This window comes from Phenylobacterium sp. (assembly GCF_036501465.1).
Taxonomy (GTDB): domain Bacteria; phylum Pseudomonadota; class Alphaproteobacteria; order Caulobacterales; family Caulobacteraceae; genus Phenylobacterium.
Window position 1 is genome coordinate 1 of the sequence record NZ_DASYAF010000078.1, and the last position, 23513, is coordinate 23513.

The window sequence follows — 23513 nt, forward strand, 5'->3', positions numbered from 1 at the left end:
CCGTCGAGCCGGTTTCCCCCAGGCGCGGGAAGATCAGTGCAAGGCCGCGCTCGTGCGCCTCGGCGCGCAGGTCGGCCACGGCGTCGACGGGGATGGTGACGTTGAATCCCGCCTCATAGGCCAGCCGCGCGGTGGATTCGACGCCGGCCGAGGTGGCGACGCCGGTGACCACGACCTGGGTGACGCCCATCCCCTTCAACCGCGCCTCGAGGTCCGTGCTGGCGAAGACGCCCCAGGTCTGCTTGCGCACCAGGATGTCGCTCGCCTGCGGGGCCATCTCGTCCACCACCTCGGCGAAGCCGGGCGGCAGGTTTCCGAGGCTGCGCGACTGCTCGGCGCGGCCGGGCGCGGTCCCGTCGGCGGTGACCAGCACCACCGGCAGGCGCCGGGCGCGGAAGGCGTCGGCCAGGGCGCGGCTCTTGGCCACCACCGGTGCGAAGGTCGCGGCCGGGACCATCGCCGCCAGCCCCTTCTGCAGGTCGATGACGATCAGGGCGGACCTGGGGTCGAGCGCGGTCACGGGCATTCGGGACTCCACTTACTCACGGGTCAGGCGTCGCAGCAGCGGCATGGCCGCGGCGAGCTGGGCCTGCTCCTGCGGCGAGAGCTGGTCCTCGATGATGCGCGACAGCCAATCCTGCCGGGCGGCGCGGCCGAGGCTGAGCCACTCGCGGCAGGCGTCGGTGAGCGACAGCAGGGTCTGGCGCCCGTCGGCCGGATCCGGCGTCCCGGTCACCAGGCCGCCCGCCGCCAGCGCCGAGACCACCGCGCCCATCGACTGCGGCCGCATGCCTTCCGCCCGGGCGAGCGCCGAGGTCGTGGCCGGGCCATCGCTTTCCAGGCGCAGCAGAGCCGCGGTCTGCGAGGGGGTCAGGTCGCCCGCGTCGGCCTGGGCTCGGAGCCTGCGCCGCAGCTTGCCGGAAAAGGCGCGCAGGTCCTGCGCCAGGCCGGGGGCCGTGGACGATGCGGAAGGTTGGCGCGCGGGGGGCATTCGCCGGGAAAAATATGAAGCTGAACTGCAAAGGTCAACTGTATACCTGCATCTCAGGTCGCGTCTTTGTCCTGAAAAATCAAGGCCAGGTCGCCGGGCCGAGGGCGAAACTCCCAAAGCCCGTGACTATTCATCGGGTTGGACGCGCCTGGGCCATGTTGCGGCGCGGGAGGGCGCGTGCTATCAGGCGCGCGGCTTTGGGAGAGGGGTCGTCCAGACCCTTGCGCCCGATGTGCTTTTCCAAGCGCTTTCAAGCCTTTAAGCTGTCGGCGGAGCCTTCCGCGGCGGCGTTCAAGACGCACCGGGCGGACATTAAGTGGCGGACGATTCCAAGGTCTCGAATGTGGGTGGGCGCTACGCCCAGGCCCTGTTCGATCTGGCGAACGAACAGAAGCAGGTGGCGGCCGCGGAGGCCGACCTGAAATCCCTCAAGGCGGCGATCGCCGACAGCCGCGACCTGCGGGTGCTGCTGGCCTCGCCGAAGTTCTCCGCCGAGGAGAAGGGCGCCGCGCTGACCGCCATCGCCAGGAAGGCGAAGTTCAACGCCACCACGACGAAGTTCCTGGGCCTGCTGGCCGCCAACGGCCGCGCCGCCGAACTCGCCGGCGCCATCGCCGGTTTCGAGGCCCTGGCCGCCAGGGCCCGCGGCGCGATCTCCGCCCAGGTGACCACCGCCGTTCCCCTGTCCGCCGCACAGGCCAAGGGCGTCGCCGCCGCGCTGCGCCAGGCGCTCGGCAAGGACCCTGAAATCGCCACCCGCGTCGATCCCGCCATCCTCGGCGGCATCAAGGTGCAGGTCGGCTCCCGTCTGTTCGACGCCTCGCTCAAGTCGAAGCTCGACTCCCTGAAATTCGCCCTCAAGAGAGCGTAAGATCCATGGATATCCGCGCCGCCGAAATCTCGGCCATCCTCAAGTCGCAGATCGCCAACTTCGGCGCCGACGCCGACGTCTCCGACGTCGGCCAGGTGCTGAGCGTCGGCGACGGCATCGCCCGCGTGTTCGGCCTCGACAACGTCCAGGCCGGCGAGATGGTCGAATTCCCCAAGGCCGGTGTGAAGGGCATGGCCCTGAACCTCGAGCGTGACAACGTGGGCGTGGTGATCTTCGGCCAGGACCAGGCCATCGCCGAGGGCGACGACGTGCGCCGCCTGGGCGAGATCGTCGACGTGCCGGTGGGCAAGGGCCTGCTGGGCCGGGTGGTGAACCCGCTGGGCGAGCCGATCGACGGCAAGGGCCCGATCAAGGCCACCGAGCGCCGCCGCGTGGACGTGAAGGCCCCGGGCATCATCCCGCGCAAGTCGGTGCACGAGCCGGTGCAGACGGGCCTGAAGGCCATCGACACCCTGATCCCGATCGGCCGCGGCCAGCGCGAGCTGATCATCGGCGACCGCCAGACCGGCAAGACCGCGGTGGCGATCGACACCATCCTGAACCAGAAGTCGGTGAACGCCACGGGCGACGAGGGCTCCAAGCTCTATTGCATCTACGTCGCCATCGGCCAGAAGCGCTCGACCGTCGCCCAGATCGTCAAGACGCTCGAGGAGCGCGGCGCGCTGGACTACACCATCGTCGTCTCCGCGACGGCGTCGGAGCCGGCCCCGCTGCAGTTCCTGGCGCCGTTCGCCGGCTGCGCCATGGGCGAGTGGTTCCGCGACAACGGCATGCACGCCGTGATCATCTATGACGACCTCAGCAAGCAGGCCGTCGCCTATCGGCAGATGTCGCTCTTGCTGCGCCGCCCGCCGGGCCGCGAAGCCTATCCGGGCGACGTCTTCTACCTGCACTCCCGCCTGCTGGAGCGCGCGGCCAAGCTGAACGACGACAACGGCAAGGGCTCGCTGACGGCGCTGCCGGTCATCGAGACCCAGGCCAACGACGTCTCGGCCTACATCCCGACCAATGTGATCTCGATCACCGACGGCCAGATCTTCCTGGAGACCGACCTGTTCTTCCAGGGCATCCGCCCGGCGGTGAACGTCGGCATCAGCGTGAGCCGGGTGGGCTCCTCGGCCCAGATCAAGGCCATGAAGACCGCGTCCGGCCCGATCAAGGGCGAGCTCGCCCAGTACCGGGAAATGGCGGCCTTCGCGAAGTTCGGCTCCGACCTCGACGCCACCACCCAGCGCCAGCTGGCGCGCGGCGAGCGCCTGACCGAGCTGCTCAAGCAGCCGCAGTATTCGCCGCTGGCGGTTGAGGAGCAGGTGGCGGTGGTCTACGCCGGCACCCGCGGCTACCTCGACAAGGTGCCCACCGCCAATGTGCGCCGCTTCGAGAGCGAGCTGCTGGGCCACCTGCACGCCAAGCACCAGAAGCTGCTGGATACGATCCGCACCGAGAAGGACATCAAGAGCGTCGAAGACGAGCTGAAGTCCGTCCTGGCCGGCTTCGCCGAAACCTTCGCCTAGGTTCGCGATGGGATCGCCCTTTTCTCACAACGTCGTCCCCGGGCTTGTCCCGGGGACCCATACGCGCTGGTGTTCCAGACGCGGCCTCGATGCCCGATGCGTATGGATGGCCGGGACAAGCCCGGGGATGACGATCGTTCTTTCTGTTTCGGGGGCTTAGTCGGCGATGGCCAGCCTCAAGGAGATGCGCAGCCGGATCGGAAGCGTGAAAGCCACGCAGAAGATCACCAAGGCGATGCAGATGGTCGCCGCGGCCAAGCTGCGCCGCGCGCAGGACGGCGCCCAGAACGCGCGGCCCTATGCCCGGCGCATGGCCTCGGTGATCGCCAACCTGGCGGCCGGGGTCTCGGGCGAGGGCGCGCCGAAGCTGCTGGTCGGCACGGGTTCGGACCGCCGCCAGCTGATCGTGGTGGCGACCTCCGACCGCGGCCTGGCCGGCGGCTTCAACTCCTCCATCGTGCGCGCCGCGCGCGAGCGGATCGGCCGCCTGATCGACGAGGGCAAGGACGTCCGCGTGCTGACCGTGGGCCGCAAGGCGCGCGACCAGCTGCGCCGCATCGTCGGCGACCGGCTGACGGCGAGCTTCGAGGCCGGCGGCAATCCCTCGCTGGCCGTGGCCGAGCAGGTCTCGGCCAAGATCCTCGAGATGTTCGAGGCCGGCGAAGTCGACGTGGTCACGCTGTTCTTCTCGGCCTTCAAATCGGTGGTCACCCAGACGCCCACGGCGCGCCAGCTGATCCCCGCGGAGATCGAGGCCGGGGGCGAGCCGCTGGACCTGAAGGGCGCGGTCTATGAGTACGAGCCGGACGAGGAGACCATCCTGGCCGAGCTCCTGCCGCGCAACATCACCACCCAGATCTTCTCGGCCATGCTCGAGAACCAGGCCGGCTTCTTCGCCTCGCAGATGACGGCGATGGACAACGCCACCCGCAACGCCGGCGACATGATCGCCAGCCTCACCCTGCAATACAACCGCTCACGCCAGGCGCAGATCACCAAGGAGCTGATCGAGATCATCTCCGGCGCCGAAGCGCTCTAGACCCAGAGAGTCAGGACCCATGGCCACCACCACCGCCAAAAAGCCCGCCGCCAAGAAGCCGGCCGCCGCCAAGGCCCCGGCCAAGGCTGCCGCGAAGACCGCGGCGAAGACCACCCAGGGCGTCGCCACCGGCCGCCTGGTGCAGATCATCGGCGCCGTCGTCGACGTCGAGTTCGAAGGCCACCTGCCGGCGATCCTCAACGCGCTGGAGACCACCAACGTCGACCAGCGGACCGGCCGGCCCTTCCGCCTGGTGCTCGAGGTCGCCCAGCACCTGGGCGAGAACACCGTGCGCGCCATCGCCATGGACACCACCGAAGGCCTGACCCGCGGCCAGCCGGTGGTCGACGTCGGCCGCCCGATCACCGTGCCGGTGGGCCCGGCCTGCCTCGGCCGGATCATGAACGTGATCGGCGACCCGATCGACGAAGCCGGCCCGATCGCGCTCACCCACACCAGCGGCATCCACCGCGAGGCCCCCTCCTTCGCCGAGCAATCCACCTCGGCCGAGGTACTGGTCACCGGCATCAAGGTGGTCGACCTGCTCTGCCCCTACACCAAGGGCGGCAAGATCGGCCTGTTCGGCGGCGCCGGCGTCGGCAAGACCGTGACCATGCAGGAGCTGATCAACAACATCGCCAAGGCCTACGGCGGCTATTCCGTGCTGGCGGGCGTCGGCGAGCGGACCCGTGAGGGCAACGACCTCTACCACGAGATGATCGAGTCCAACGTCAACGTCGATCCGAAGGCCAACAACGGCTCGACCGAAGGCTCCAAGTGCGCCCTGGTCTACGGCCAGATGAACGAACCCCCGGGCGCCCGCGCCCGCGTGGCCCTGACCGGCCTGGCCCAGGCGGAGTACTTCCGCGACCAGGAGGGCAAGGACGTGCTGCTGTTCATCGACAACATCTTCCGCTTCACCCAGGCGGGTTCGGAAGTGTCGGCGCTGCTGGGCCGCATCCCCTCGGCGGTGGGCTACCAGCCGACGCTGGCCACCGAGATGGGCAACCTGCAGGAGCGGATCACCTCGACCTCCAAGGGCTCGATCACCTCGGTGCAGGCGATCTACGTGCCCGCCGACGACCTGACCGACCCGGCGCCGGCCACCTCCTTCGCCCACCTGGACGCGACGACGGTGCTCAGCCGCGACATCGCCGCCCAGGCCATCTTCCCGGCCGTGGACCCGCTGGACTCCAGCAGCCGGATCATGGACCCGCTGGTGATTGGCGAGGAGCACTACCAGGTCGCCCGCCGCGTGCAGGAGACCCTGCAGCAGTACAAGGCGCTGAAGGACATCATCGCCATCCTGGGCATGGACGAGCTGTCGGAAGAGGACAAGCTGACCGTGGCCCGCGCGCGGAAGATCAGCCGCTTCCTCAGCCAGCCGTTCCACGTGGCCGAGCAGTTCACCAACATGCCCGGCATCTTCGTTTCCCTCGAAGACACCATCCGCTCGTTCAAGGCGGTGGTGGACGGCGAGTACGACCACCTGCCGGAAGCCGCCTTCTACAACGTCGGCACCATCGAGGACGCGGTCCGCAAGGCCGAGCAGCTGGCGGCGGAAGCGTAACGACCGATGGCCGACAAGCTGCATTTCTCCCTGGTCTCGCCGGAGCGCGAACTGTTCTCCGGCCTGGTGGACCAGGTCGACGCGCCGGGCTCCGAAGGCGGCTTCGGGGTCCTGGCCGGCCACGCGCCGTTCATGACCGCGCTGAAGGAAGGCCCTGTCACCGTGCACAACGATGGCCGGACCGTCGTCTACCAGGTGCGCGGCGGCTTCGCCGACGTGACGCCGGAGGGCTTCACCGTGCTCGCCGAGCACGCGGTGGAGGCCGGTTGATTTTATAGTTGTAATTTCGCCGTGGCTGGGCCTTGCTTCCGGCGTGTTCTGTCCGTTTTATGGCCCGCTGATGAGTCAGGGGAAGAATTGATGCGTATCGCCATCGCCAGTCTGTTTGCTGTCACGGCCCTTGCGACTGTCGCCCAGGCCCAACAGCCGGCGCCTGCGACCACGCCGCCCGCGCCGCCGGCCCCGCCGGCGGCCACCCCGGCCGCGCCGCCCGCCACCGCCGCCGCGCCACCGTCCAGCACGGCTGCGCCGCCCGCGACCCCGGCCGCGCCCGCGCCGGACGCCAGCGCCCAGCCGGCCACGCCGCCGGCCGCGCCGCCCGCGGCCGAGGCCCCGCCGACCCTGCCCACCACCGGCGACGGCGCCCAGATCATCCAGATCCTCGAGAAGGTCTGCGTGCCGCTGGTCCGCGGCGGCAACTTCGAGCAGCTGATGAAGTCCAACGGCTTCCGGCTGAACCGCCGCGACAGCACCTGGTCCATCCAGCTCGGCACGACCAGCCGCGACTACAACATCTCCATGTCGGCGCCGGGCGCGAACAAGGACGTCTGCCGCGGCGAGGTTCACTACGCGCTGAACCAGGACAAGCCGATCGTCGAGGCGATCAACATCTGGTCGTTCCTGCACCAGCCGGAGCTGGTCCTGCAGGCCAACTACGTCGAGGTCGACCCCGACGGCATCAAGCGCGTGCGGAAGTCCTGGGAGCACCTGGAGCCGAATTCGTCCATCGCGGTGAACTTCTCCACCTGGACGAAGCCTGACGACAGCTCGCTGAACGCCAAATATTCGACGGGCGAGCTGTTCTATCAGGAACGCAAGCTGCCGTGAGCTGGACGGACGCCGGGGGTCTCTTCGGCGTCCTGATCATCCTCATAGCCTATGCCGGCGCGGCGCTCGGGCGGCTCGATCCGCAGGGGGGTTGGTCGCTGGCCGCCAACTTCCTGGGCGCGTGCCTGATCCTCATCTCACTGCTGCTGGGCGCCTTCAACCTGGCCTCCACCGCGATGGAGGGCGCCTGGGCCCTGGTGGCCCTGGTCGGGCTGATCCGGCTCGCGCTCAAGCGGCGGAGCTGAGGTCCTGATCCGCGAGCCACGCGATCGCCGCCTCGGCCACCGCCTCCCAGCCCGGCTCGCCCACCAGCCAGTGGCTCATGCCGGGCATGACCTTGACGTCCGCGCCGATGCGCTCGGCCACCGCACGCGCGGTGGCGGCGGTGTGGACCACGTCGCCTTCGCCGGCGATCACCAGGGCCGGCGCGCCGATCGTCCCCGGTCCCAGGCTGGTGGTCATGAAGGGGTCCAGCCACCAGTTGAGCGTCTCACGCACCGCCACGGCGCTCTCGGGCCGCAGAAGCGCCACGGCCGCCTCGCGATCGGCCTGCTCCAGGCGATCCAGGCTGAAGGCCCGCATCAGGCCCCGGTCGGGATAGAGCGCTCCGCCGGTGAACAGGCCGGCCATCTGAACGCCGAAGGCGGTGGCGGTCTCCTCCAGGCTGGAGCCCATCATCCCCCACGGCGGCGACGGCGCCAGCAGCACCAGGGCTTTCACCGCGACCTTGCGGGCGGCCAGCAGGGCCACCAGCCCGCCCATGGAATGGCCCAGCAGGACCGGCGGCTCGGCGAACTCGGCGCAGCGCCGGGCGATGTCGGCGGCGTAGTCGCTCATCGAGGCGCCGACCACCGCCTCGGGCGGGTCGCCCGCCGCATGGCCGCGCAGATCCGGCGCGATCGTCTCGTAGCCCGCCGCTTCGAAAGGCCGGCGGAACCGCTCGAACGACCAGCCCCCGCAGAAGGCGCCGTGCGTCATCACGATGGAGGTCATGCCGGATCCGCCAAGCCGGCCGTCATGCGGGCTCGGTGCGCCCGGACGAGCCGGCCTGCGGACGGGCGGCGAGATCGCCGAAGGCCTGGACCACCCGCCGATAGGCCTCGCGCTTGAACGGCACGATGAGTTGCGCCGCCTCCTCCAGATAGGCCCATCGCCAGGCGTCGAACTCCGGCGGGCCGTGGGCGGTGAGGTCGAATTCGGCGTCGTCGCCCTCGAAGCGGAAGGCGTACCAGACCTGTTTCTGGCCCTTCCAGCCGCGCTGGGCCTTCGACCCGCCGTGCCCCGGCGGGAAGTCATAGGCCACCCAGTCGGTGGTGCATTTCAGGAAGCGGGCGCGCCGGGCGCCGGTCTCTTCCGTCAGCTCGCGCCGCGCGGCGGTCTCCAGGTCCTCGCCCGGATCGACGCCGCCTTGCGGGAACTGCCAGTTGTGCGGCCCCGGCGTGGCCGCGCGCCGGCCCAGCCACACCCGTCCGTCGGGGTGGAACAGGACGACGCCGACATTGGGGCGGTAAAGCGAGAGATCCGGGGGCATGCGCCCGTCTCTCTAGCCTATCAGTGCGCCAGAGCCGAGGCCGGTGTGAGCTGGAATCCGCGGTCGTTCAGCGAGCGTGACCATTGGGCGACTTTCTGCAGGGTCACCGGATAGGCGAAGCCCGCGCCCATGGCCTGGCCGCGCTGCAGGGCGCTGGCCTCCAGCGCCACGAACTGCTGGTCGATGGCGCTGACATTGAGCTGGTCGTCGATCACCCGCTCGGCCGAGGCGCGGGGCACGCCCTTGTCGCTGTTGTGGCGCGCCGCGGCGCCATCGTCCACGAAGGCCAGGCCGCGGCCGCGCAGGCTGGAGACGAAGCTCTGATAGGCGCCGTCCGAGGTCATGAACTTGGAGCCCAGGTAGTTGGTCACCCCGAAGTAGCCGGTGGCGCGCGACAGGATCCACTCCAGCTTCTTGACGGTGTCGGGCGCGCCGGCGCCGGCCATCAGGGTGTAGGGGCCAGGGTCGTTGTCCGGATAGTCGACCGGCTCCATGGGCGCCTCCAGCAGCACCTCGTGGCCGTGAGCGCGGGCCATGTCGACCCAGCCCTGCAGGCCGTCGGCGTAGGGGCTGAAGGACAGCGTGATCTCGGCGGGCAGGGTCTCGATCGCCTGCTGGGTGGCGTGGGCGTTGAGGCCGAGGCCGCCGATCACCAGGGCCACCTTGGGCCGGCCGTTGGGGACGAAGGGGCGGCGGTAGGCCTGGAAGGGCGTGCGGCCGTCCTGGGCGATGATCGGCAGCGGCCCGGCGGGGCCGGGGGTGAAGAAGCCGGCGATGGGTGCGGGCGGCAGGGGCGCGCCGGGTGCAAGCGCCGGCAGCGCCTGGCCGGATTGCCCCGGGCCCTCGGCGCTGGGCGGCGGCAGCGGGCGATCGGAAAGCCGGATGACGTCCTGGCTGACGCTCAGATGGCCGCGGAACGGGCTGAGCGCCTCGCGCCAGCCCTTCGGGGCATGGACCAGGGCGGCGTGCAGCGGCGCGCGCACGCGGTTGGCGTCGTGGCCGGCGGGCCCCAGGGTCTTCACCAGGCCGAAGACGGCGACGGCGAACAGCAGGGCCGCTGCGCCCGCGCCCATCAGCGGGCTGCCCGCCAGCGCGCGCAGAGGCGCGAGGTTCAGGGTCGGGGCTGAGAAGCGGGGAAGGGCGATACTGGCCACGATCGGGTCTCCTGGCCGGGAGATTCCCAAATCATGGTTAACGAGGGCTTCAGATCGCCTCAGATCAGGACGATTGAGGGCGAGCGCGGAAGGCGGCGGCTCAGGCCGCGGCGAGGCCTGTGGCGCGGCGGCGGCGCAAGGCCGCGCCCACCGCGCCGAAGCCCGCGATCATCAGGGCCCAGGCCGCCGGTTCGGGGATCGGGCCAGGGAAGGCCTGCACGCCCACGGCCGGACCACCGGCCTGCCCGACGCCGCCGGTCGGGTCGGTGGCGTAGTTGATGTCGTCGAACGCCAGCCAGCCATAGTCCGTTGTCGTGCCGGTGTTCGGGTCGATCGCCGGCAGGCCGTTCTGGATGAAGGTCGGCTGGGAGACTGTGACGCTGGACAGGCCCGTGAAGCCCGAAAGGTCGTAGAGCGTCCAGTTGTAGCCCACATGGACCGTGACGGTGGGATCGGCGCAGTCATTCACGCAGTCCGCGGACTTCTGGCCGGTGATCGTCACCAGGTCGTAGCCGCCCATCGCCTGGTCGTTCCAGTCGCCGAGGCCCATCCTGAAGCCGTTCAGGTTGAACGCGCCGCCGAGCCCGCCGTCATCCAGGCTGATGGTCAGGGGCTCGACCACGCTGCTGCCGGTTTCCATGAACTGGGTGGTGGTGAACACCGGCCGGTCGAAAGAGGTCGTGCCGATCGCGAACGTCTGGTCGGCGAAGTGCAGCCCGCCGTCGAAGAGGTTGTCGGCGAAGTTGCCGTAGGGCGCCGGCGCGATGTCGATGTCGTCGAAGGTGACCACATCCGCATGCGCGGCCGCGGCCAGGCAGAGCCCAGCCAGACCTGTCACCGCACCAGAAAGGACGCCCCTCAGCACCGACTCGCCCTCCCCCAGGGCTGTGACCGACTTACGGTCACGCTAATAGCAGCGGATGCGGGCCCCAGGCCAACAAGCTTCACCTGGTGCGCGAATTTGACGCCGCACGCCTGCAACCCCGCCGCGAGGCGGGGCCGCTTGGTCGGACGTGAGCCGGAAAGCCCTACTTCGGCTGTTCGGTCTTGACCTCGGCGACCTTGGACTTGGTCAGGATCGAGGCCAGCCGAGCGGTGGGCGCTGGGAGCTTCGGCGTGGCGGCCACCGAGCCGTACTTCAGCACGTCCTCGGCGCGGACCAGCTGGAAGTCCTTCTTGGCGTCGAAGCCCTCCGGCGGCTCCTCGGCCGGGGTGTGGGCGGCCTTGCGGACCTTGCCCTCGTCGGCGTTGAGCGCGTTCTTGAACGAGGCCTCGGAGAAGCCGAAGGCGCGATTGGCGATCTCCTGGGCTTCCTCGCGGGTGGAGGCGACCTCCAGGTCCGGCTCGATGCCGGTCTTCTGGATCGAGCGGCCCGAGGGTGTGTAGTAGCGCGCCGTGGTCAGCTTCAGCGCCCCGTCCAGGCCGCCGCGCAGCGGGATCACCGTCTGCACCGAGCCCTTGCCGAAGCTGGTCAGGCCGACGATGGCCGCGCGCTTGCGGTCCTGCAGGGCGCCGGCGACGATCTCGGCGGCCGAGGCCGTGCCCGGGTCGATCAGCACCACCATCGGCATGCCGTTGGTCATGTCGCCCGGCCGGGCGTTGTAGCGTTCCACGTCGCGCGGATCGCGGCCGCGCTGGCTGACGATCTCGCCGCCTTCCAGGAACAGGTCGGAGACCCCGACCGCCTGGTCGAGCAGGCCGCCGGGATTGCGCCGCAGGTCGAGGATCAGGCCCTTCATGTGCGGGTTCTTGGCCTGGATTTCCTTGAACGCCGCCTGGGCCTCGTCGGTGGTCTTCTCGTCGAAGCCGGAGATGCGCAGCACGCCGTAGTCGCCGTCCAGCTTGGCCGTGGCGGTCTTCTGCTTGATGACCTCGCGCGTCAGCTTGACGTCGAAGGGGTCGGACTTCTCGCGCGCGATGGTCAGCGTGACCGTCTCGCCCGGCTTGCCGCGCATCTGCTTGACCGCGTCGGTGACCGAAAGGCCCAGCACGCTGTCGCCGTTGACGGCGGTGATGTAGTCGCCGGGCTTCAGGCCGGCGCGGGAGGCCGGCGTGTCGTCGATCGGCGAGATGATCTTCACCACCCCGTCCTCGGTGGTGACCTCCAGGCCCAGGCCGCCGTATTCGCCGCGCGTCTGGTCGCGCATGTCGTCGAAGCCTTCAGGGTCCAGGTAGTTCGAGTGCGGGTCCAGCGAGGTCAGCATGCCGTCCAGCGCCGCGTGGATCAGCTTGGTGTCGTCCACCGGCGTCACATACTGGCGCTCGACGATGTCCAGCACGTCGCCGAACAGGCCCAGCATCCGGTAGGTGTTGGCCTTGGGCTGGGTCGCCGCGGCCTGGGCGTGCTGGCTCACATAGGCCATGGAGCCCGCGCCAAGCACGAAGGCCGAAACGCCAATCAAAAGGTACTTCTTCATCGCCTGCCTAAGGCTCCCTTGCGGGCCCGCCCTTTGCCGGGACAGGCGTCCGCCTGCAAAAACGCGGCCCCTTTGCAAGCGATCCTATGGAATAGGGACGCTCAGCCCGCTCTATTCAGCCAGCGCGCCGGGTCGACCGGAGCGCCTTGTTCCCGGACCTCCAGGTAAAGTTCCCTGGCGGTCTTATCGCCCCCCGATCCTGAACCATCGGGCATGAAACCGACAGCCTCGCCCGCCGCGACCGATTGCCCGACCGAAACCTGCGCGCGATCCAGGCCAGCAAGCACCAAATGGTATCCGCCCGCCAGCCTTAATATCAGAATGACGCCCCAGCCTTTCACGGGGCCGACATATTGCACATAGCCCTGGCCAGGGCTGGTAACCCTGGCGCCGCCCGCGGCGGCGATCGTCAGGCCATTGGCCCGGCCGCCGCTCGAAAGCGCCTGCCCGAAGCGCCGCACGATGGGGCCTGTGGCGGGCATAGAGAGGCTTTGCGGCGGGCTCATGGCCGCTTCGGGGACGGCTTCGGGCCCGGCGATCGGGCCCCTGAGCCCGGTGGGCTCCCGTGGCGGCGGCGTGGCGTCGGCGCGCTCGCTCTCGTTGGTGAACAAGGCCTCGCTCTCGACGGCGGCCAGCCGGCGCTGGCGCATCATCTCGCCGGCCTCGTGGGCGTAGCCGCTGGCGCGGGCCTCCAGGCCGGGCGTCATGGCCTTGACCAGGATGGCGGCGCGCACGGCGGCCTTGGCGTCCTTGGGATCGACCAGCAGGGCGGGCGGCGGGTCGCGCTTCAGCTCCTCCAGCACCGACAGCAGCCGGGCGAGCTGGCCCATGTTGCGCGCCTGCTCGACGGAGAGTTCGGTCTCCTGGACGTTCAGCCGCGCCAGCTTCTCCTCGGTGGCGGCCAGGGCCGCGACGCTGCAGGCGGCGAGCGCGCAGAGCGTGGCGGGAAGGAGGAGCGCGCGGGTCATTCAGTCACGATGATAGGGTGATCCGGCCAGGATTGTGACCGCCCGATAGATCTGTTCGGCCAGCATGGCGCGCGCCATCGCGTGCGGCCAGGTCTGCGGCCCGAAGGCCAGCCTGCCGTTCGCCTGGGACAGCAGGGCGGGGTCGAGCCCGTCCGCCCCGCCGATCAGGAACACCAACCGGCGCACGCCACGGTCGCGCAAGGCGGCGATCTCCGTGGCGAAGGCGCGCGAGGGCCGCGCCTGGCCATGTTCGTCGCAGGCGATGACCTGGGCGTCCGAGAGATGCGGGCGCAGGGCCTCGGCCTCAGCCGCCTTGCCGGGCTTCCGCGCCTCGACCTCGATCACCTCCACCGGGCCCAGGCCGAGCGCGCGGCCGGCGTTGGTCGCCCGCTCGACATAGGTGCGGACCAGCTCCGTCTCCGGCGAGCGGGCGAGCCGTCCCACCGCGACGATGGCGATCTTCACGGGGTCGGGCTCACGAAGCCGGCCTCACGGCGCCGGCTTCCGGCGTTTCTTGGCCGGTTGCGGCGGCGCAGGCGTCGCCGCCGGCGCAGCCCCGGGCCCAGGCGGCAGGGGCTCGGCCTCGTCCCAGGCCTGCATCAGGGCGCTGACCAGCTGGCCGATCGACGAAGCGGCGTAGGTGCTGAGCGTCGCCTGGCCGTCGCAGATCCGCCGCGCGGCGGGACGGGCGTCGACGTCCTTGGCGACCGCGGACCAGACCGGGTCGTCGTTGTCCTTGTGCAGCAGGCGCTGGCCGGATCGGGAATAGACCGAGAAACTGCGCCAGCGGTATTTCCACTGGTCGCAGTCGTAGTCGGTGAGCGTGCTCACATAGCCAGGCTGGCGCGGACCCTCGGAGAGGATCGAGCGCTGCACGCGCACGATCTGCGCCCGGCGCAGCTTGCCAGCCCCCGGCACGGTCTCCACGGCCTGGGGATCGAGGAAGACCACCGCGTCGGCGTCCGCGCGGATGACGTCGAAATTGGTGGCGTGGGCGGCCCCGGCGGCGGCCAGCAGCGCGGACGCCAGGCCAGAAGCGGCGCAGGCGGCGTTGCGGCGGATGTGCGCGGCGGGGACCATGCCGTGAGGCTCTTCCGTTGCAGTCGCACCCGACCTAGCGCCGCGAGCGTCAAGCCCAGGTTACCGCGCCCCGCATGCCTGCGTCTCGTAAGCTTGTGGCAACCATGGCGGCGGCTAGCCTGAAGGCGGTCCCGCATCGGGTGATTCGGGGCCGGAACTGGGAGATCAGCCCGTGAAACTCGTCACCCTGGCCGTCGCCGCGACCACCGCCCTGGCGCTCTCGGCCGTCGGCGCGTCGGCCGCCGTCCATCACCACCGCCACCACGTGGTCCATCATCACGCCGTCCATCATCACGTCGTCCATCACACGACGCATCATCGGGCGACGCACCATCGGATGGCCCATCACCGCGCCCACCACGCGGCGCACCCGGTGGTCCATCACCACCACCATCACCACCAGCAATAGACGCGGCGCGACCGCCTAGGCCGATCAGCCCGCCGGCCGCGCCCGGGCGGGCGGCGGTTCTTCGTGCGTCCAGCTGCCCTGCGGGCCCGGGAACACCACCGGGCTCTCCCAGCCGCCCGCGCCCACGGCGCTGACGCCGAAGAACCAGTCGTCGATGTTGATGCCCTTCAGCTTGGCGCTGTCGCCGGCGGCCGGGCGGCTGTGACGCCAGCGCGGGTCCAGGGTGTCGCGCCACCAGACCTTGTGCGAGGCCGCGTCGGCCGCCGGGTCCCACTTCAGCGTGGTGTCGTCGGTGACCGCGCCGGAAACCTCCACATGGGTCGGTGGGGCCGGCGCCATGGCCATGGACGCCATGGTGATGACGTTCAGGCGGGTGACGTTGGCCAGGTAGGGGAAGTCGACCCCGTCCAGGGTGTCGCCGTAGCGGATCCCGTTCTCGGTTCGGAGGTCCTGGTGCTGGTGGTTGTAGTTCTCATGGCTCTCCGTCACCCGGATCGCGGGGAAGCCCGCCTTCAGCATCTCGTTCTGGTCGCCGCCACGGCCGAAGCGGTCGGTACGGTAGATCATCATCACGTGGAACTTGCCGAGATAGGCCGAGGCGAGCGCGTCCATGTAGCGGGCGACCTCGCGCGAGGGGCTGTCGAGCTCGCCGCCGTTGGACCGTCGCTTGGCGGCCTCGGCCTCGGTCTCCACCGTCTTGACGCCCTCGGAGAACACCCGCGCGTAGCTGGCGTCATGCACGCCGTTCAGGCCGGTGGAGTTGCCGACGATGTCGTTGTTGAGGTCGGCTTCCACATGCCAGCCCTGCTTGGTGGCGTAGTCGGCCAGCACCTTGCCGCCCAGGAGGCCCTGCTCCTCGCCGGACAGCACCGCGAACACCAGGGTGGCGGGGAACCTGTGCTTCGACAGCACGCGGGCGGCCTCGATCACCGCCGTCGTGCCGGAGCCGTCGTCGTTGGCGCCGGGCGCCTCGGCGGTGGCGTCCATCACATCGCGCACCCGGCTGTCGATGTGGCCGGAGATGACGATCACCCGGTTCGGATCGGTGGTCCCCTTCTGGATCGCCAGCACGTCCATCACCTCGGTGGGCTTGGGCACGCGCCGGCCGGTGACGGTCTCGGCCGGGGTCTCCACGGTCAGGCAGCCACCGCAGTCCTTGGCCATCGCCGCGAACTCCGAGGCGACCCAGCGCCGCGCCGCGCCGATGCCGCGGGTGTCGGACTTGGTGTCGGAGAGCGTGTGGCGCGTGCCGAAGCTCACCAGCTTGGCGTCCGTCGCCTTCTCCCGCGTCGGCGAGATCTGGGCGGCCAGCTGCGAGAGCAGCGGGTGGCTGGCCGAGGTCGGCCTGGCCGCCGCGGGTTTGGCTTCAGGAGGTTTGGCGGTGGCGGGCGCGGCCGGCGCGGCGAAGCTGGCGCTGGACGCCAGCGCAAGGGCTAGGGCAGGAATGATCAGGCGGTGCAAAGCGAACTCCCCGGAATAGGCGGCGGGACCTTCGCTGGCCGTCGGGCCTGACGCAAGGGGAGCGGCTCATGCGGTGGATCGCGGTCGGACTGGCCATGGCCTTGATCGCCGGCGCGGGCGCGGGGAGGGCCGCGCCGGTCTGCGCGCCCGCGGGGTCCGAACGGGCGGTGGAAAACGCGGTCAGGGCCTGGTTCGACGCCGGACGGCGCGATGACCTAGCCGCGCTGGGGGCGATCCAGGCGCCCGGCTTCTACGCCTACGACAACGGCAAGCGCTACGCGGGGCTGACGCTGGGCGAACTGGTGAAGGCGGCCCACGCTTCCGGCACGCAGATCGAGTGGAACCTGCACGACTTCGACGTCCATCTGGGCTGCGACCAGGCCTGGGCGGCCTGGGTCAACACCGGCGCGGTGGGAACGCGCGGCGCGATGGCGCCGGTGACCTGGCTGGAATCGGCGACCTTCGCCTGGCGCGACGGCGGCTGGCGGATGGCCTTCCTGCATTCCGGCCGGGTGACGCCGGACGCCGCGCCCCAGAATCCGGGGCAGAACCAGGGCCGGCGCGGGCGACGATAGACCCGAGGCGAGCCTTCAGCGCGGGTAGTAGTAGCGCGGATAGTAGTAGGGCGCGGGCGGTGGTTGCTGCTGCTGGGCCTGCTGCGCCGGCGGATAGTAGCCGTAGTAGGCCTGCTGGCGCTGCTGTTCGGCGAGCGTGCGCTGGCGCGATTCCTCGGCCTGGGCGGCGAGCTGGTCGGCCTGGGCCTTCACCTTCTGGGCTTCGGCGGTCACGCGGTCGCGCTCGGCCTCGGCGGTGGCGGTCTGGGCCCTGGCGGCGCGCAGCTGCTCGTCGGCGACCGCCTTGGCGCGGGCCTCGGCCTGTTGGCGAAGGCGATCGTTCTCGGCTTGGGCGTCGCGGGCGCGGCGCTGGCCCATCACCTGGGCGCCGCAGCTCTTGAGGTCGGCGAAGCCCTGGCCCGCGCCGGCCAGGTTGGCGCTCACCGCCTCGTCCGACAGCCAGGCGATCTGCAGGGTCTTGCCGCGGCGCAGCGCGCTCAGCGTCTCGTCCGACAGGTTCATCAGCGCCAGGCCCTCGTCGCCTTCGCGCTGCACCAGGTTGGCGTAGGGCTTGCCGTCGATGCGGATCGGCAGGAAAGCCTCGGTGGGCGCGCCGGCCTTGGTGAAGCGCAGGGCTACGTGGTCGCCGTCCGAGACGAAGGCGATGGGCGCGATGGCGCCGGAACGCGAGACCAGCTCCAGCTCGGTGTGGCAGACGGCGTCGTCCGGCGTGATCGCCCAGGCGGCGGCGCCAAGAGTCGCGCCCGAAAGCCCGGCCGACAGGCCACCCGCTGCGTGCGCGCCCAGCGGTCCCGCAACCGCCATGGCGACGCCTATGAAAACAACCCCAGCCCGACGCATTCGACAGCTCCGACAGAGCCGTCCCTCAACCTCAGAATACGCCAAGCGCGGTCGCCCGCCTAGCGTCGCGGTTGTCACATCTTCTTAACTGTCAAGCTGTTGCGGCCGTCAGGCCGCGTAGCTCAGGGGGTGCTGGTCGGCGCCGAGGCCGGCTTCGAAGTCCTGCAACAGCTCCAGGATCTCGCCCATCGGGGCCATCAGCGGCTTGCCCTCCGGGAAGCGGTAGCGCCAGAACGAGGCCACATGGCTGAGCGTGCCGGCGCCTTCGCCCAGCGCCATGAACATCTCCGGCGAGGCCAGCAGGAAGTCGCGGAACGCCGCCGCATTGCCTTCGGTAAGCTGCTGGAACACCCCGTCATAGGTCTTGAGGTAGCCCATGACCGACTTGACCTGCCCCTCCATGGCGCCGCGCAGGCGCAGCTTGGTCTCGTCGATCAGCACCATCAGGTCACGGTCGCGCGGGCCGATGACCCGCAGCTTCATGATCTCGATGAGCACTTCCTTGAGCTTGGGCCAAAGGGTGTTCAGCGACCACTTGTAATAGAGGAAGCCCTTCCAGCTGAAGATGCCCTCCCGATAGCTTTCGCCCTCGAGCTGGAGGGTGAGACGCAACGGCTCCAGGCGCTCGTCAGTCTTGGAGGACAACAAAGCCTCCACCAGGCGGGTGGTGGCCCCGCCGCTGCCGGCGCCGCCGTAGGCCAGTTCGATCAGGCGGGCGATTTCGGCGCCCACAAAGCGCTGCATCTTGTCCACGTCGCCCTGCGACAGGTCGAAGTGGGTGGCGCTGACCTCATAGCCGCGCCGCTTCATGTGCTCGCGCAGCAGGAAGGGGTCGAGCGACGGCAGCTGGTCGAGGGCTTCCAGCACCTCCACGTCGCGCATCATCTCGTCCGTGCCGCCGCGCAGTTCCTCGAGGATCGGGATCCAGCCCTTTTCGCCCACGAAGACGGTGCGGCCGCCCAGCGCCAGGTCGGTCTTGTCGAAGGGCACGATCAGCTTGGTGGCGGTGCGGGTAAGGCCTTCGAACAGGTCGACCTCGTCCACGCGCAGGCGGTGCTTCAGCACCACCGAGCCGTTCAGGATATGGCTGCGGAACATGGGCTGAGCGGAGTGTTCGGGGTTGCCGTGATGGCGCACGGCGAGCGCAGCCAGGTTCAGCACCCGGCTGGTCGAGGCCGTTTTCTCCAGGCCGCGAAGGCTGCGGTAGATCCGTTCGTTGGAGGCCGGCACCTGATCTGCCTAGACGTAAGCGAGCCGCCCCCTGCGGCCCAGCCCGTCCTACTTCGCACGCAAAGCCGAAAGGACGGTTAAGGCCGCCTTCAGGGCGGGCCTGTCGCGCGGGACGCGGGCTTTCCGTCGGAACCGGATGTCATTTGTTGAAAGAAACAGAACCCCCAAGCATGGCGTGAGGTTCCAATAAGCAGCGGCTTGGCAGGAACAAAGTCAAAATCTTGTCAGGAAGTAGATCGAAAATATGACGTAAATATTTACCTACAGCAAAGCTAAGGAACGCAAGGTTAAGATAGCTGTTTTGCATCGCATAGCCAGTTCGTGCTGTTCCGGTTTGGAGCTGGGCTGTGGTGGATCAAGTTTTGGTTTCTGCGAAGCCTTTGTTGCGGCGTGCGGATCGGCTTCGGCGTCCAACGATCATTTTCGGCTTACTGGCGCTGGGGCTGTGCCTCCCTCCGGCTCAGGCCAGCGCCGCCCCCCTGAAAGCGGCTGCTCCACGGGTGACCGCCTCCGGTCACGCCCCCAGGCCGGAAATCGCCGGGGGCGACTCGGAGAGTTGTGCGATGTCCATCGCGCTCATCCTGCGCCCGGTGAATCCGACGGCCGGCTCGGCCGTCTGGAACTGGAACCCGCAGGTCCTCGCCTCCTCGGATCAGGTGCTGCGGGCCATGGCCGACGGCCAGATCGCGGTGGGTCAACAGGACCCCATCCCCGTGCACCTGGAGGTCATGACGCTGAGCCATGTCGCCGCCCCGAAAGCGGCGGGCGCCCCGAGCGCGGCGCAGGCTGGGCGGAGCAGCCCGAAGATGGTGCTGGCGGTGAACCCCATCTGCCACGACGCCTCGAGCGACGACCCACCCTTCACGGCCTTCGCCCCCAGCGGGCGCTGGACGCCCCCGGCATGGCTGACCGGCGGAGCGTCGGGCGGATCGGGCGCCGGCCTGCCCGCGTCCGGCCGGCCGTGGTCGGTGTCAGAGGCCGGATCGAACCGGTCGGATGGGTTCGAGGCCTCGCGGCTCGACGGGGACGCCGCCGACCAGGCCTCGACGGCGGCGGCCGGCATCGATCCGCCGGGTCTGGTGGGCGCTGCCGGCGGTGGGACGGCGTTCGATCCGGAGGCCTCGCTGTTCTCGGCCGGCCTCGCGGGCGGCGGCGGTGCGTCCATGCCGGGCCTGGGTGTTCCCGGCGACCCCTCGGATGTCCAGCCGCTGCGCCTGAACCCCAAAGGCCGGACCTCGCTCGAGGACACCGACCCCACGACCGCGCCGCTCGCCCCGATCGACCCGGGCGCGACCCTGACCGCGCCGGCCATCGCCGCGCCCGAGCCCGCCACCTGGGCGCTGCTGGTGCTGGGCTTCGGCGGCCTGGGCGGCCTCCTGCGCCGGGAACGGGCCTCCGGCGCTAGCCCCTGGGTGGCTCCACGACGTGGGCGCTGATGTCGCCGGCGGCGACCTCGCCCTTCACGAAGACCCAGGTGAAGGGCTGGTCGCTGTTGTGGCGGATCTCCACATCGCCGAACCAGGCGCGGTCCACGGCAGGGTCGGGATCCAGCCGGATCGCGTCCTCGCCGCCCTCGCGGATCAGCAGGGTTAGGTCGTCGCGGCTGGCTTCGATCCACTGGGGCTCGAAGCCTCGGTCTCTCACGTCCGCCAGCTTGGCGTTCAGCGCCTCGGTCAGCCGCCAGGGCTCAGCCTTGCTTCCGGCCGCCTTCGGTTGATTCGCCATGCAGCCCAGGGTAGCGCCGGTTTCCGGGCGCCCAAATAGCGCGTTATGGCGGCGGCGCCCGCGTTGACTTCGCCCGTCCGATCCGTATAAGTCCGCCCCTCTCGCCCGCGGGCCATCTCGCGGGCGCATTCCGTTTTGCACAGACACTAAGTTTCGAAGGCGCGAACGATGTACGCGGTGATCAAGACCGGCGGCAAGCAGTACCGGGTCTCTCCGGGCGACGTGATGGTCGTGGAGAAGCTGGCCGGCGAGCCGGGCGACAAGGTGGCCTTCGGCGATGTGCTGATGGTTGGCGAGGGCGACGCGGTCGTCGTCGGCGCGCCGACCGTGGCCGGCGCCAAGGTCTCCGCGACCCTGATCGAGACCCGCAAGGGCGAGAAGGTGAAGATCTTCAAGAAGATCCGCCGCCAGGGCTACCGCCGCACCCGCGGTCACCGCCAGACCGAGACGGTGCTGCGCGTCACCGCCATCGCCGGCGCCGACGGCAAGGAAACCAAGTGGGACGGCAAGGTGGACATGACCACCAAGGCCGAACTGGACGCCCGCGCCCGCAACCTGAAGTTCGCGGCTCCGGCCGCGGCGGACGCTGCGCCCGGCAAGGCCAAGGCCGCGCCGAAGGCTGCTCCGGCCCCGAAGGCCAAGCCGGCCGCCAAGGCCGAGGCTCCGGCCCCCGAGGCGAAGGCCGAAGCCAAGGCTGCGGCTCCGAAGGCTGCGGCCCCGAAGGCTGCGGCCAAGGCCCCGGCCAAGAAGGCCGCGGCGCCCAAGGCCGACGCCGGTGAAAAGAAGGCTGCCGCGCCGAAGAAGGCCGCGGCTCCGAAGAAGGACAAGGCCGCCAAGTAAGGCGGCCTCAGGTAGCGGTTAGGAGAGCGACATGGCTCACAAGAAATCGGGCGGCTCCTCGCGCAACGGGCGCGACTCCGCCGGCCAGCGCCTCGGCGTGAAGAAGTTCGGCGGCGAAGCGGTGCTCGCCGGCAACATCCTCGTGCGTCAGCGCGGCACCAAGTTCTGGCCGGGCGACAACGTGGGCCTCGGTCGCGACCACACCCTCTTCGCGACCGCCACGGGCGCCGTTCAGTTCACCACCAAGCGGGACAACCGCACCTACGTGAACGTGGTGATGGCCGCCGAGAAGACCAACAAGTAGGCGAACCAGCCTTTCTCCGGTTCGCCCACGGGCTGAACCGGACAAGACGACCCAGCGGGGAGTCCGGACAGCCGGGCTCCCCGCTTTCGTTTTGGGCCCCACCAGAAGGGCCGGGAGGTATGGAATGTGTGCAGTTGACGTGAGCCCCGTCATCTCGACGGAACGGCTGATCCTTCGCGGGCCGATGATCACCGACGCCCCGCGGATCGCCGAGATCGCCGGCGATTTCAACGTGGCCGCCATGACCACCTCCATGCCCCATCCCTATGGTCTCGGCGACGCCGAGGAATGGATCGGCAAGTGCCGCCACCTCGACTGGCGGCATGAGGCGATGTTCGTGGTCGAGCACCGCGCCTTCGGCGTGGTCGGCCTGATGGGCTTCGACCGCAAGCGCGGCTCGGGGACCGAGATCGGCTATGCGCTCGGCCGGCCGTTCTGGAGCCGCGGCTACGCCACCGAGGCGGCGCGGGCGGCTTTGCGGTGGGCCAAGCGCGACTGGGGCCGCAAGGTCGTGGTCGCCGGCCACTTCGCCGACAACCCGGCCTCGGGGCAGGTGCTGGTGAAGGCGGGCTTCCTCTACACGGGCGACGTGGAGATGCGCGCCTGCACCGCCCGCGACGGCGAACTGGTGCCGACCCGGCTGATGGTCTGGCTGGCGTAGGGTTGTCATCCCGGAAAGACGCGAAGCGGCTTGTCCGGGACCCATGCACGCCCACGCAGGTATTCATGGGTCCCGGCCTTCCGCCGAGCGGAAGCCGGGATGACACCAAGTTTTCGTGTTAAAGGCCGCCGGTCATGAAATTCCTGGACGAGTGCAAGATCTACGTCCGCTCCGGAAACGGCGGCGGCGGCGCCGTGTCGTTCCGGCGCGAGAAGTACATCGAGTACGGCGGCCCGGACGGCGGCGACGGCGGCCGGGGCGGGGACGTCTGGATCGAGGCGGTCGAGGGGCTGAACACCCTGACCGACTACCGCTACCACCAGCACTTCAAGGCCGAGACCGGCCACCACGGCATGGGCAAGAACCGTCATGGCGCCGCGGGCGAGGACGCGGTGCTGCGCGTGCCGGTGGGCACCCAGGTGTTCGCCGAGGACAAGGAGACCCTGCTGGTCGACCTCGACCGGGCGGGAGTGCGGGTGCGCCTGCTGAAGGGCGGCAACGGCGGCTTCGGCAACACCTACTTCAAAGGCCCGGTGAACCAGGCGCCACGTCACGCCAACCCCGGGCTGGAGGGCGAGGAGCAGTGGATCTGGCTGCGCCTGAAGCTGATCGCCGACGTGGGGCTGGTGGGCCTGCCCAACGCGGGGAAGTCCACCTTCCTGGCGGCGGCCAGCGCGGCCAAGCCGAAGATCGCCGACTATCCGTTCACGACGCTGGCTCCCAACCTCGGCATGGTCGACCTGTCGGAAGGCGAGCGGTTCATCCTGGCTGACATCCCCGGCCTGATCGAAGGGGCCAGCGAGGGCGCGGGCCTCGGCGTGCGGTTCCTGGGCCATGTGGAGCGCACCGCGACCCTGATCCACCTGGTGGACGGGACGCAGGACGATGTGGTGGACGCCTGGCGCACGGTGCGCCGTGAGCTGGAAGCCTACGGCGAGGAGCTCGGCGACAAGACCGAGATCCTGGCGCTCTCCAAGGTCGATGCGCTCGACCCCGAAACCCGCAAGGCCAAGGTCGCCGAACTGAAGAAGGCGTCCAAGGCGAAGGTGCGGCTGGTTTCCGGGGTTTCCGGCGAAGGCGTGACCGAGCTGCTGCGCGAGGCCTTCGCGCTCGTCCGTGAACGGAAGGCCGAGGTCTCTGAGGAACAGGCGGAGCCCGCGGCGGGGAGCTGGGCGCCTTGAGCGAACTGGCCGCCGCCAAGCGGA

At 69.9% G+C, this 23513-nt stretch carries 27 protein-coding genes and 1 pseudogene; 14 read left to right on the forward strand and 14 right to left on the reverse strand.

The window, feature by feature from the left end; translation table 11 throughout:
• The coding region (locus tag VGL85_RS08585) for a cysteine hydrolase (protein WP_331588073.1) at window positions 1-526 on the reverse strand (526 nt) is incomplete at its 3' end.
• Window positions 527-538: 12 nt separating this feature from the next.
• Window positions 539-991: a MarR family winged helix-turn-helix transcriptional regulator gene (locus VGL85_RS08590; RefSeq protein ID WP_331588075.1), complete on the reverse strand. Its 453-nt coding sequence runs from the start codon at window positions 989-991 to the stop codon at window positions 539-541.
• A gap of 316 nt (window positions 992-1307) precedes the next feature.
• Here VGL85_RS08590 and VGL85_RS08595 point away from each other — a divergent pair, with 316 nt between their 5' ends.
• From VGL85_RS08595 to VGL85_RS08625, 7 genes are all read left to right on the forward strand, one after another.
• Window positions 1308-1862 (forward strand): F0F1 ATP synthase subunit delta, encoded by a 555-nt coding sequence (locus tag VGL85_RS08595; RefSeq protein ID WP_331588078.1) that lies wholly within the window; start codon window positions 1308-1310, stop codon window positions 1860-1862.
• Window positions 1863-1867: 5 nt separating this feature from the next.
• Window positions 1868-3397, forward strand: coding sequence for a F0F1 ATP synthase subunit alpha (atpA, locus tag VGL85_RS08600; protein WP_331588080.1), 1530 nt, complete (start codon window positions 1868-1870; stop codon window positions 3395-3397).
• Between the two features lie 166 nt (window positions 3398-3563).
• On the forward strand, window positions 3564-4436 hold the full coding sequence (locus VGL85_RS08605; RefSeq protein ID WP_331588083.1) for a F0F1 ATP synthase subunit gamma: 873 nt from the start codon (window positions 3564-3566) through the stop codon (window positions 4434-4436).
• A 19-nt stretch (window positions 4437-4455) separates the two neighbouring features.
• On the forward strand, window positions 4456-6006 hold the full coding sequence (atpD, locus tag VGL85_RS08610; RefSeq protein ID WP_331588085.1) for a F0F1 ATP synthase subunit beta: 1551 nt from the start codon (window positions 4456-4458) through the stop codon (window positions 6004-6006).
• 6 nt (window positions 6007-6012) lie between these two features.
• Window positions 6013-6276 carry an ATP synthase F1 subunit epsilon gene (locus VGL85_RS08615; RefSeq protein WP_331588087.1) on the forward strand — a complete coding sequence of 88 codons (264 nt, stop codon included), beginning with the start codon at window positions 6013-6015 and terminating at the stop codon, window positions 6274-6276.
• Window positions 6277-6366: 90 nt separating this feature from the next.
• A complete protein-coding gene (locus VGL85_RS08620) occupies window positions 6367-7113 on the forward strand; it encodes a hypothetical protein (RefSeq protein WP_331588089.1) in 747 nt (248 codons plus the stop codon).
• Window positions 7110-7358, forward strand: coding sequence for a CBU_0592 family membrane protein (locus VGL85_RS08625; protein ID WP_331588091.1), 249 nt, complete (start codon window positions 7110-7112; stop codon window positions 7356-7358). Before VGL85_RS08620 ends, VGL85_RS08625 begins: the two co-directional genes overlap by 4 nt.
• Here the strand turns inward: VGL85_RS08625 and VGL85_RS08630 are convergent.
• The 8 genes from VGL85_RS08630 to VGL85_RS08665 form a co-directional block, all read right to left on the reverse strand.
• Window positions 7342-8106 (reverse strand): alpha/beta hydrolase, encoded by a 765-nt coding sequence (locus VGL85_RS08630; protein WP_331588093.1) that lies wholly within the window; start codon window positions 8104-8106, stop codon window positions 7342-7344. The genes VGL85_RS08625 and VGL85_RS08630 overlap by 17 nt on opposite strands.
• A 22-nt stretch (window positions 8107-8128) precedes the next feature.
• Window positions 8129-8644, reverse strand: coding sequence for an RNA pyrophosphohydrolase (locus tag VGL85_RS08635; RefSeq protein ID WP_331588095.1), 516 nt, complete (start codon window positions 8642-8644; stop codon window positions 8129-8131).
• Between the two features lie 20 nt (window positions 8645-8664).
• Window positions 8665-9798: a divergent polysaccharide deacetylase family protein gene (locus tag VGL85_RS08640; protein ID WP_331588097.1), complete on the reverse strand. Its 1134-nt coding sequence runs from the start codon at window positions 9796-9798 to the stop codon at window positions 8665-8667.
• 100 nt (window positions 9799-9898) lie between these two features.
• Window positions 9899-10663: a PEPxxWA-CTERM sorting domain-containing protein gene (locus VGL85_RS08645; RefSeq protein ID WP_331588099.1), complete on the reverse strand. Its 765-nt coding sequence runs from the start codon at window positions 10661-10663 to the stop codon at window positions 9899-9901.
• A gap of 163 nt (window positions 10664-10826) precedes the next feature.
• Window positions 10827-12215, reverse strand: coding sequence for a S41 family peptidase (locus VGL85_RS08650; protein ID WP_331588102.1), 1389 nt, complete (start codon window positions 12213-12215; stop codon window positions 10827-10829).
• Between the two features lie 101 nt (window positions 12216-12316).
• On the reverse strand, window positions 12317-13183 hold the full coding sequence (locus VGL85_RS08655; RefSeq protein WP_331588104.1) for a murein hydrolase activator EnvC family protein: 867 nt from the start codon (window positions 13181-13183) through the stop codon (window positions 12317-12319).
• On the reverse strand, window positions 13184-13648 hold the full coding sequence (gene rlmH, locus VGL85_RS08660) for a 23S rRNA (pseudouridine(1915)-N(3))-methyltransferase RlmH (RefSeq protein WP_331588106.1): 465 nt from the start codon (window positions 13646-13648) through the stop codon (window positions 13184-13186).
• A gap of 24 nt (window positions 13649-13672) precedes the next feature.
• On the reverse strand, window positions 13673-14263 hold the full coding sequence (locus VGL85_RS08665; protein WP_331588108.1) for a surface-adhesin E family protein: 591 nt from the start codon (window positions 14261-14263) through the stop codon (window positions 13673-13675).
• Between the two features lie 172 nt (window positions 14264-14435).
• Here VGL85_RS08665 and VGL85_RS08670 point away from each other — a divergent pair, with 172 nt between their 5' ends.
• Window positions 14436-14672: a hypothetical protein gene (locus VGL85_RS08670; protein WP_331588110.1), complete on the forward strand. Its 237-nt coding sequence runs from the start codon at window positions 14436-14438 to the stop codon at window positions 14670-14672.
• A 24-nt stretch (window positions 14673-14696) separates the two neighbouring features.
• Here VGL85_RS08670 and VGL85_RS08675 read toward each other — a convergent pair whose 3' ends face one another.
• Window positions 14697-16133 (reverse strand): M28 family metallopeptidase, encoded by a 1437-nt coding sequence (locus tag VGL85_RS08675; RefSeq protein WP_331588112.1) that lies wholly within the window; start codon window positions 16131-16133, stop codon window positions 14697-14699.
• Between the two features lie 68 nt (window positions 16134-16201).
• Between VGL85_RS08675 and VGL85_RS08680 the strand changes: the two genes are divergently transcribed.
• Window positions 16202-16708: a nuclear transport factor 2 family protein gene (locus VGL85_RS08680; protein WP_331588114.1), complete on the forward strand. Its 507-nt coding sequence runs from the start codon at window positions 16202-16204 to the stop codon at window positions 16706-16708.
• A gap of 15 nt (window positions 16709-16723) precedes the next feature.
• Here VGL85_RS08680 and VGL85_RS08685 read toward each other — a convergent pair whose 3' ends face one another.
• Window positions 16724-17512: a hypothetical protein gene (locus VGL85_RS08685; protein WP_331588116.1), complete on the reverse strand. Its 789-nt coding sequence runs from the start codon at window positions 17510-17512 to the stop codon at window positions 16724-16726.
• Window positions 17513-17656: 144 nt separating this feature from the next.
• The gene (locus VGL85_RS08690; protein WP_331588118.1) at window positions 17657-18778 is read right to left on the reverse strand and encodes a hypothetical protein; all 1122 of its coding nucleotides are present in this window, start codon (window positions 18776-18778) and stop codon (window positions 17657-17659) included.
• A gap of 563 nt (window positions 18779-19341) precedes the next feature.
• Between VGL85_RS08690 and VGL85_RS08695 the strand changes: the two genes are divergently transcribed.
• Window positions 19342-20214 carry a PEPxxWA-CTERM sorting domain-containing protein gene (locus VGL85_RS08695; RefSeq protein WP_331588120.1) on the forward strand — a complete coding sequence of 291 codons (873 nt, stop codon included), beginning with the start codon at window positions 19342-19344 and terminating at the stop codon, window positions 20212-20214.
• Here VGL85_RS08695 and VGL85_RS08700 read toward each other — a convergent pair.
• A complete protein-coding gene (locus tag VGL85_RS08700) occupies window positions 20180-20503 on the reverse strand; it encodes a hypothetical protein (RefSeq protein WP_331588122.1) in 324 nt (107 codons plus the stop codon). The genes VGL85_RS08695 and VGL85_RS08700 overlap by 35 nt on opposite strands.
• A 168-nt stretch (window positions 20504-20671) precedes the next feature.
• Here VGL85_RS08700 and rplU point away from each other — a divergent pair.
• From rplU to obgE, 4 genes and pseudogenes are all read left to right on the forward strand, one after another.
• Window positions 20672-21163: pseudogene (gene rplU / locus VGL85_RS08705) on the forward strand (50S ribosomal protein L21); the annotation flags it as partial.
• Between the two features lie 211 nt (window positions 21164-21374).
• The gene (rpmA, locus tag VGL85_RS08710) at window positions 21375-21647 is read left to right on the forward strand and encodes a 50S ribosomal protein L27 (RefSeq protein WP_331588124.1); all 273 of its coding nucleotides are present in this window, start codon (window positions 21375-21377) and stop codon (window positions 21645-21647) included.
• 139 nt (window positions 21648-21786) lie between these two features.
• Window positions 21787-22308: a GNAT family N-acetyltransferase gene (locus tag VGL85_RS08715; RefSeq protein ID WP_331588126.1), complete on the forward strand. Its 522-nt coding sequence runs from the start codon at window positions 21787-21789 to the stop codon at window positions 22306-22308.
• Window positions 22309-22442: 134 nt separating this feature from the next.
• Entirely contained in the window at window positions 22443-23489 is a 1047-nt protein-coding gene (gene obgE / locus VGL85_RS08720; protein WP_331588128.1) for a GTPase ObgE, read from the forward strand.
• Window positions 23490-23513: the final 24 nt, after the last annotated feature.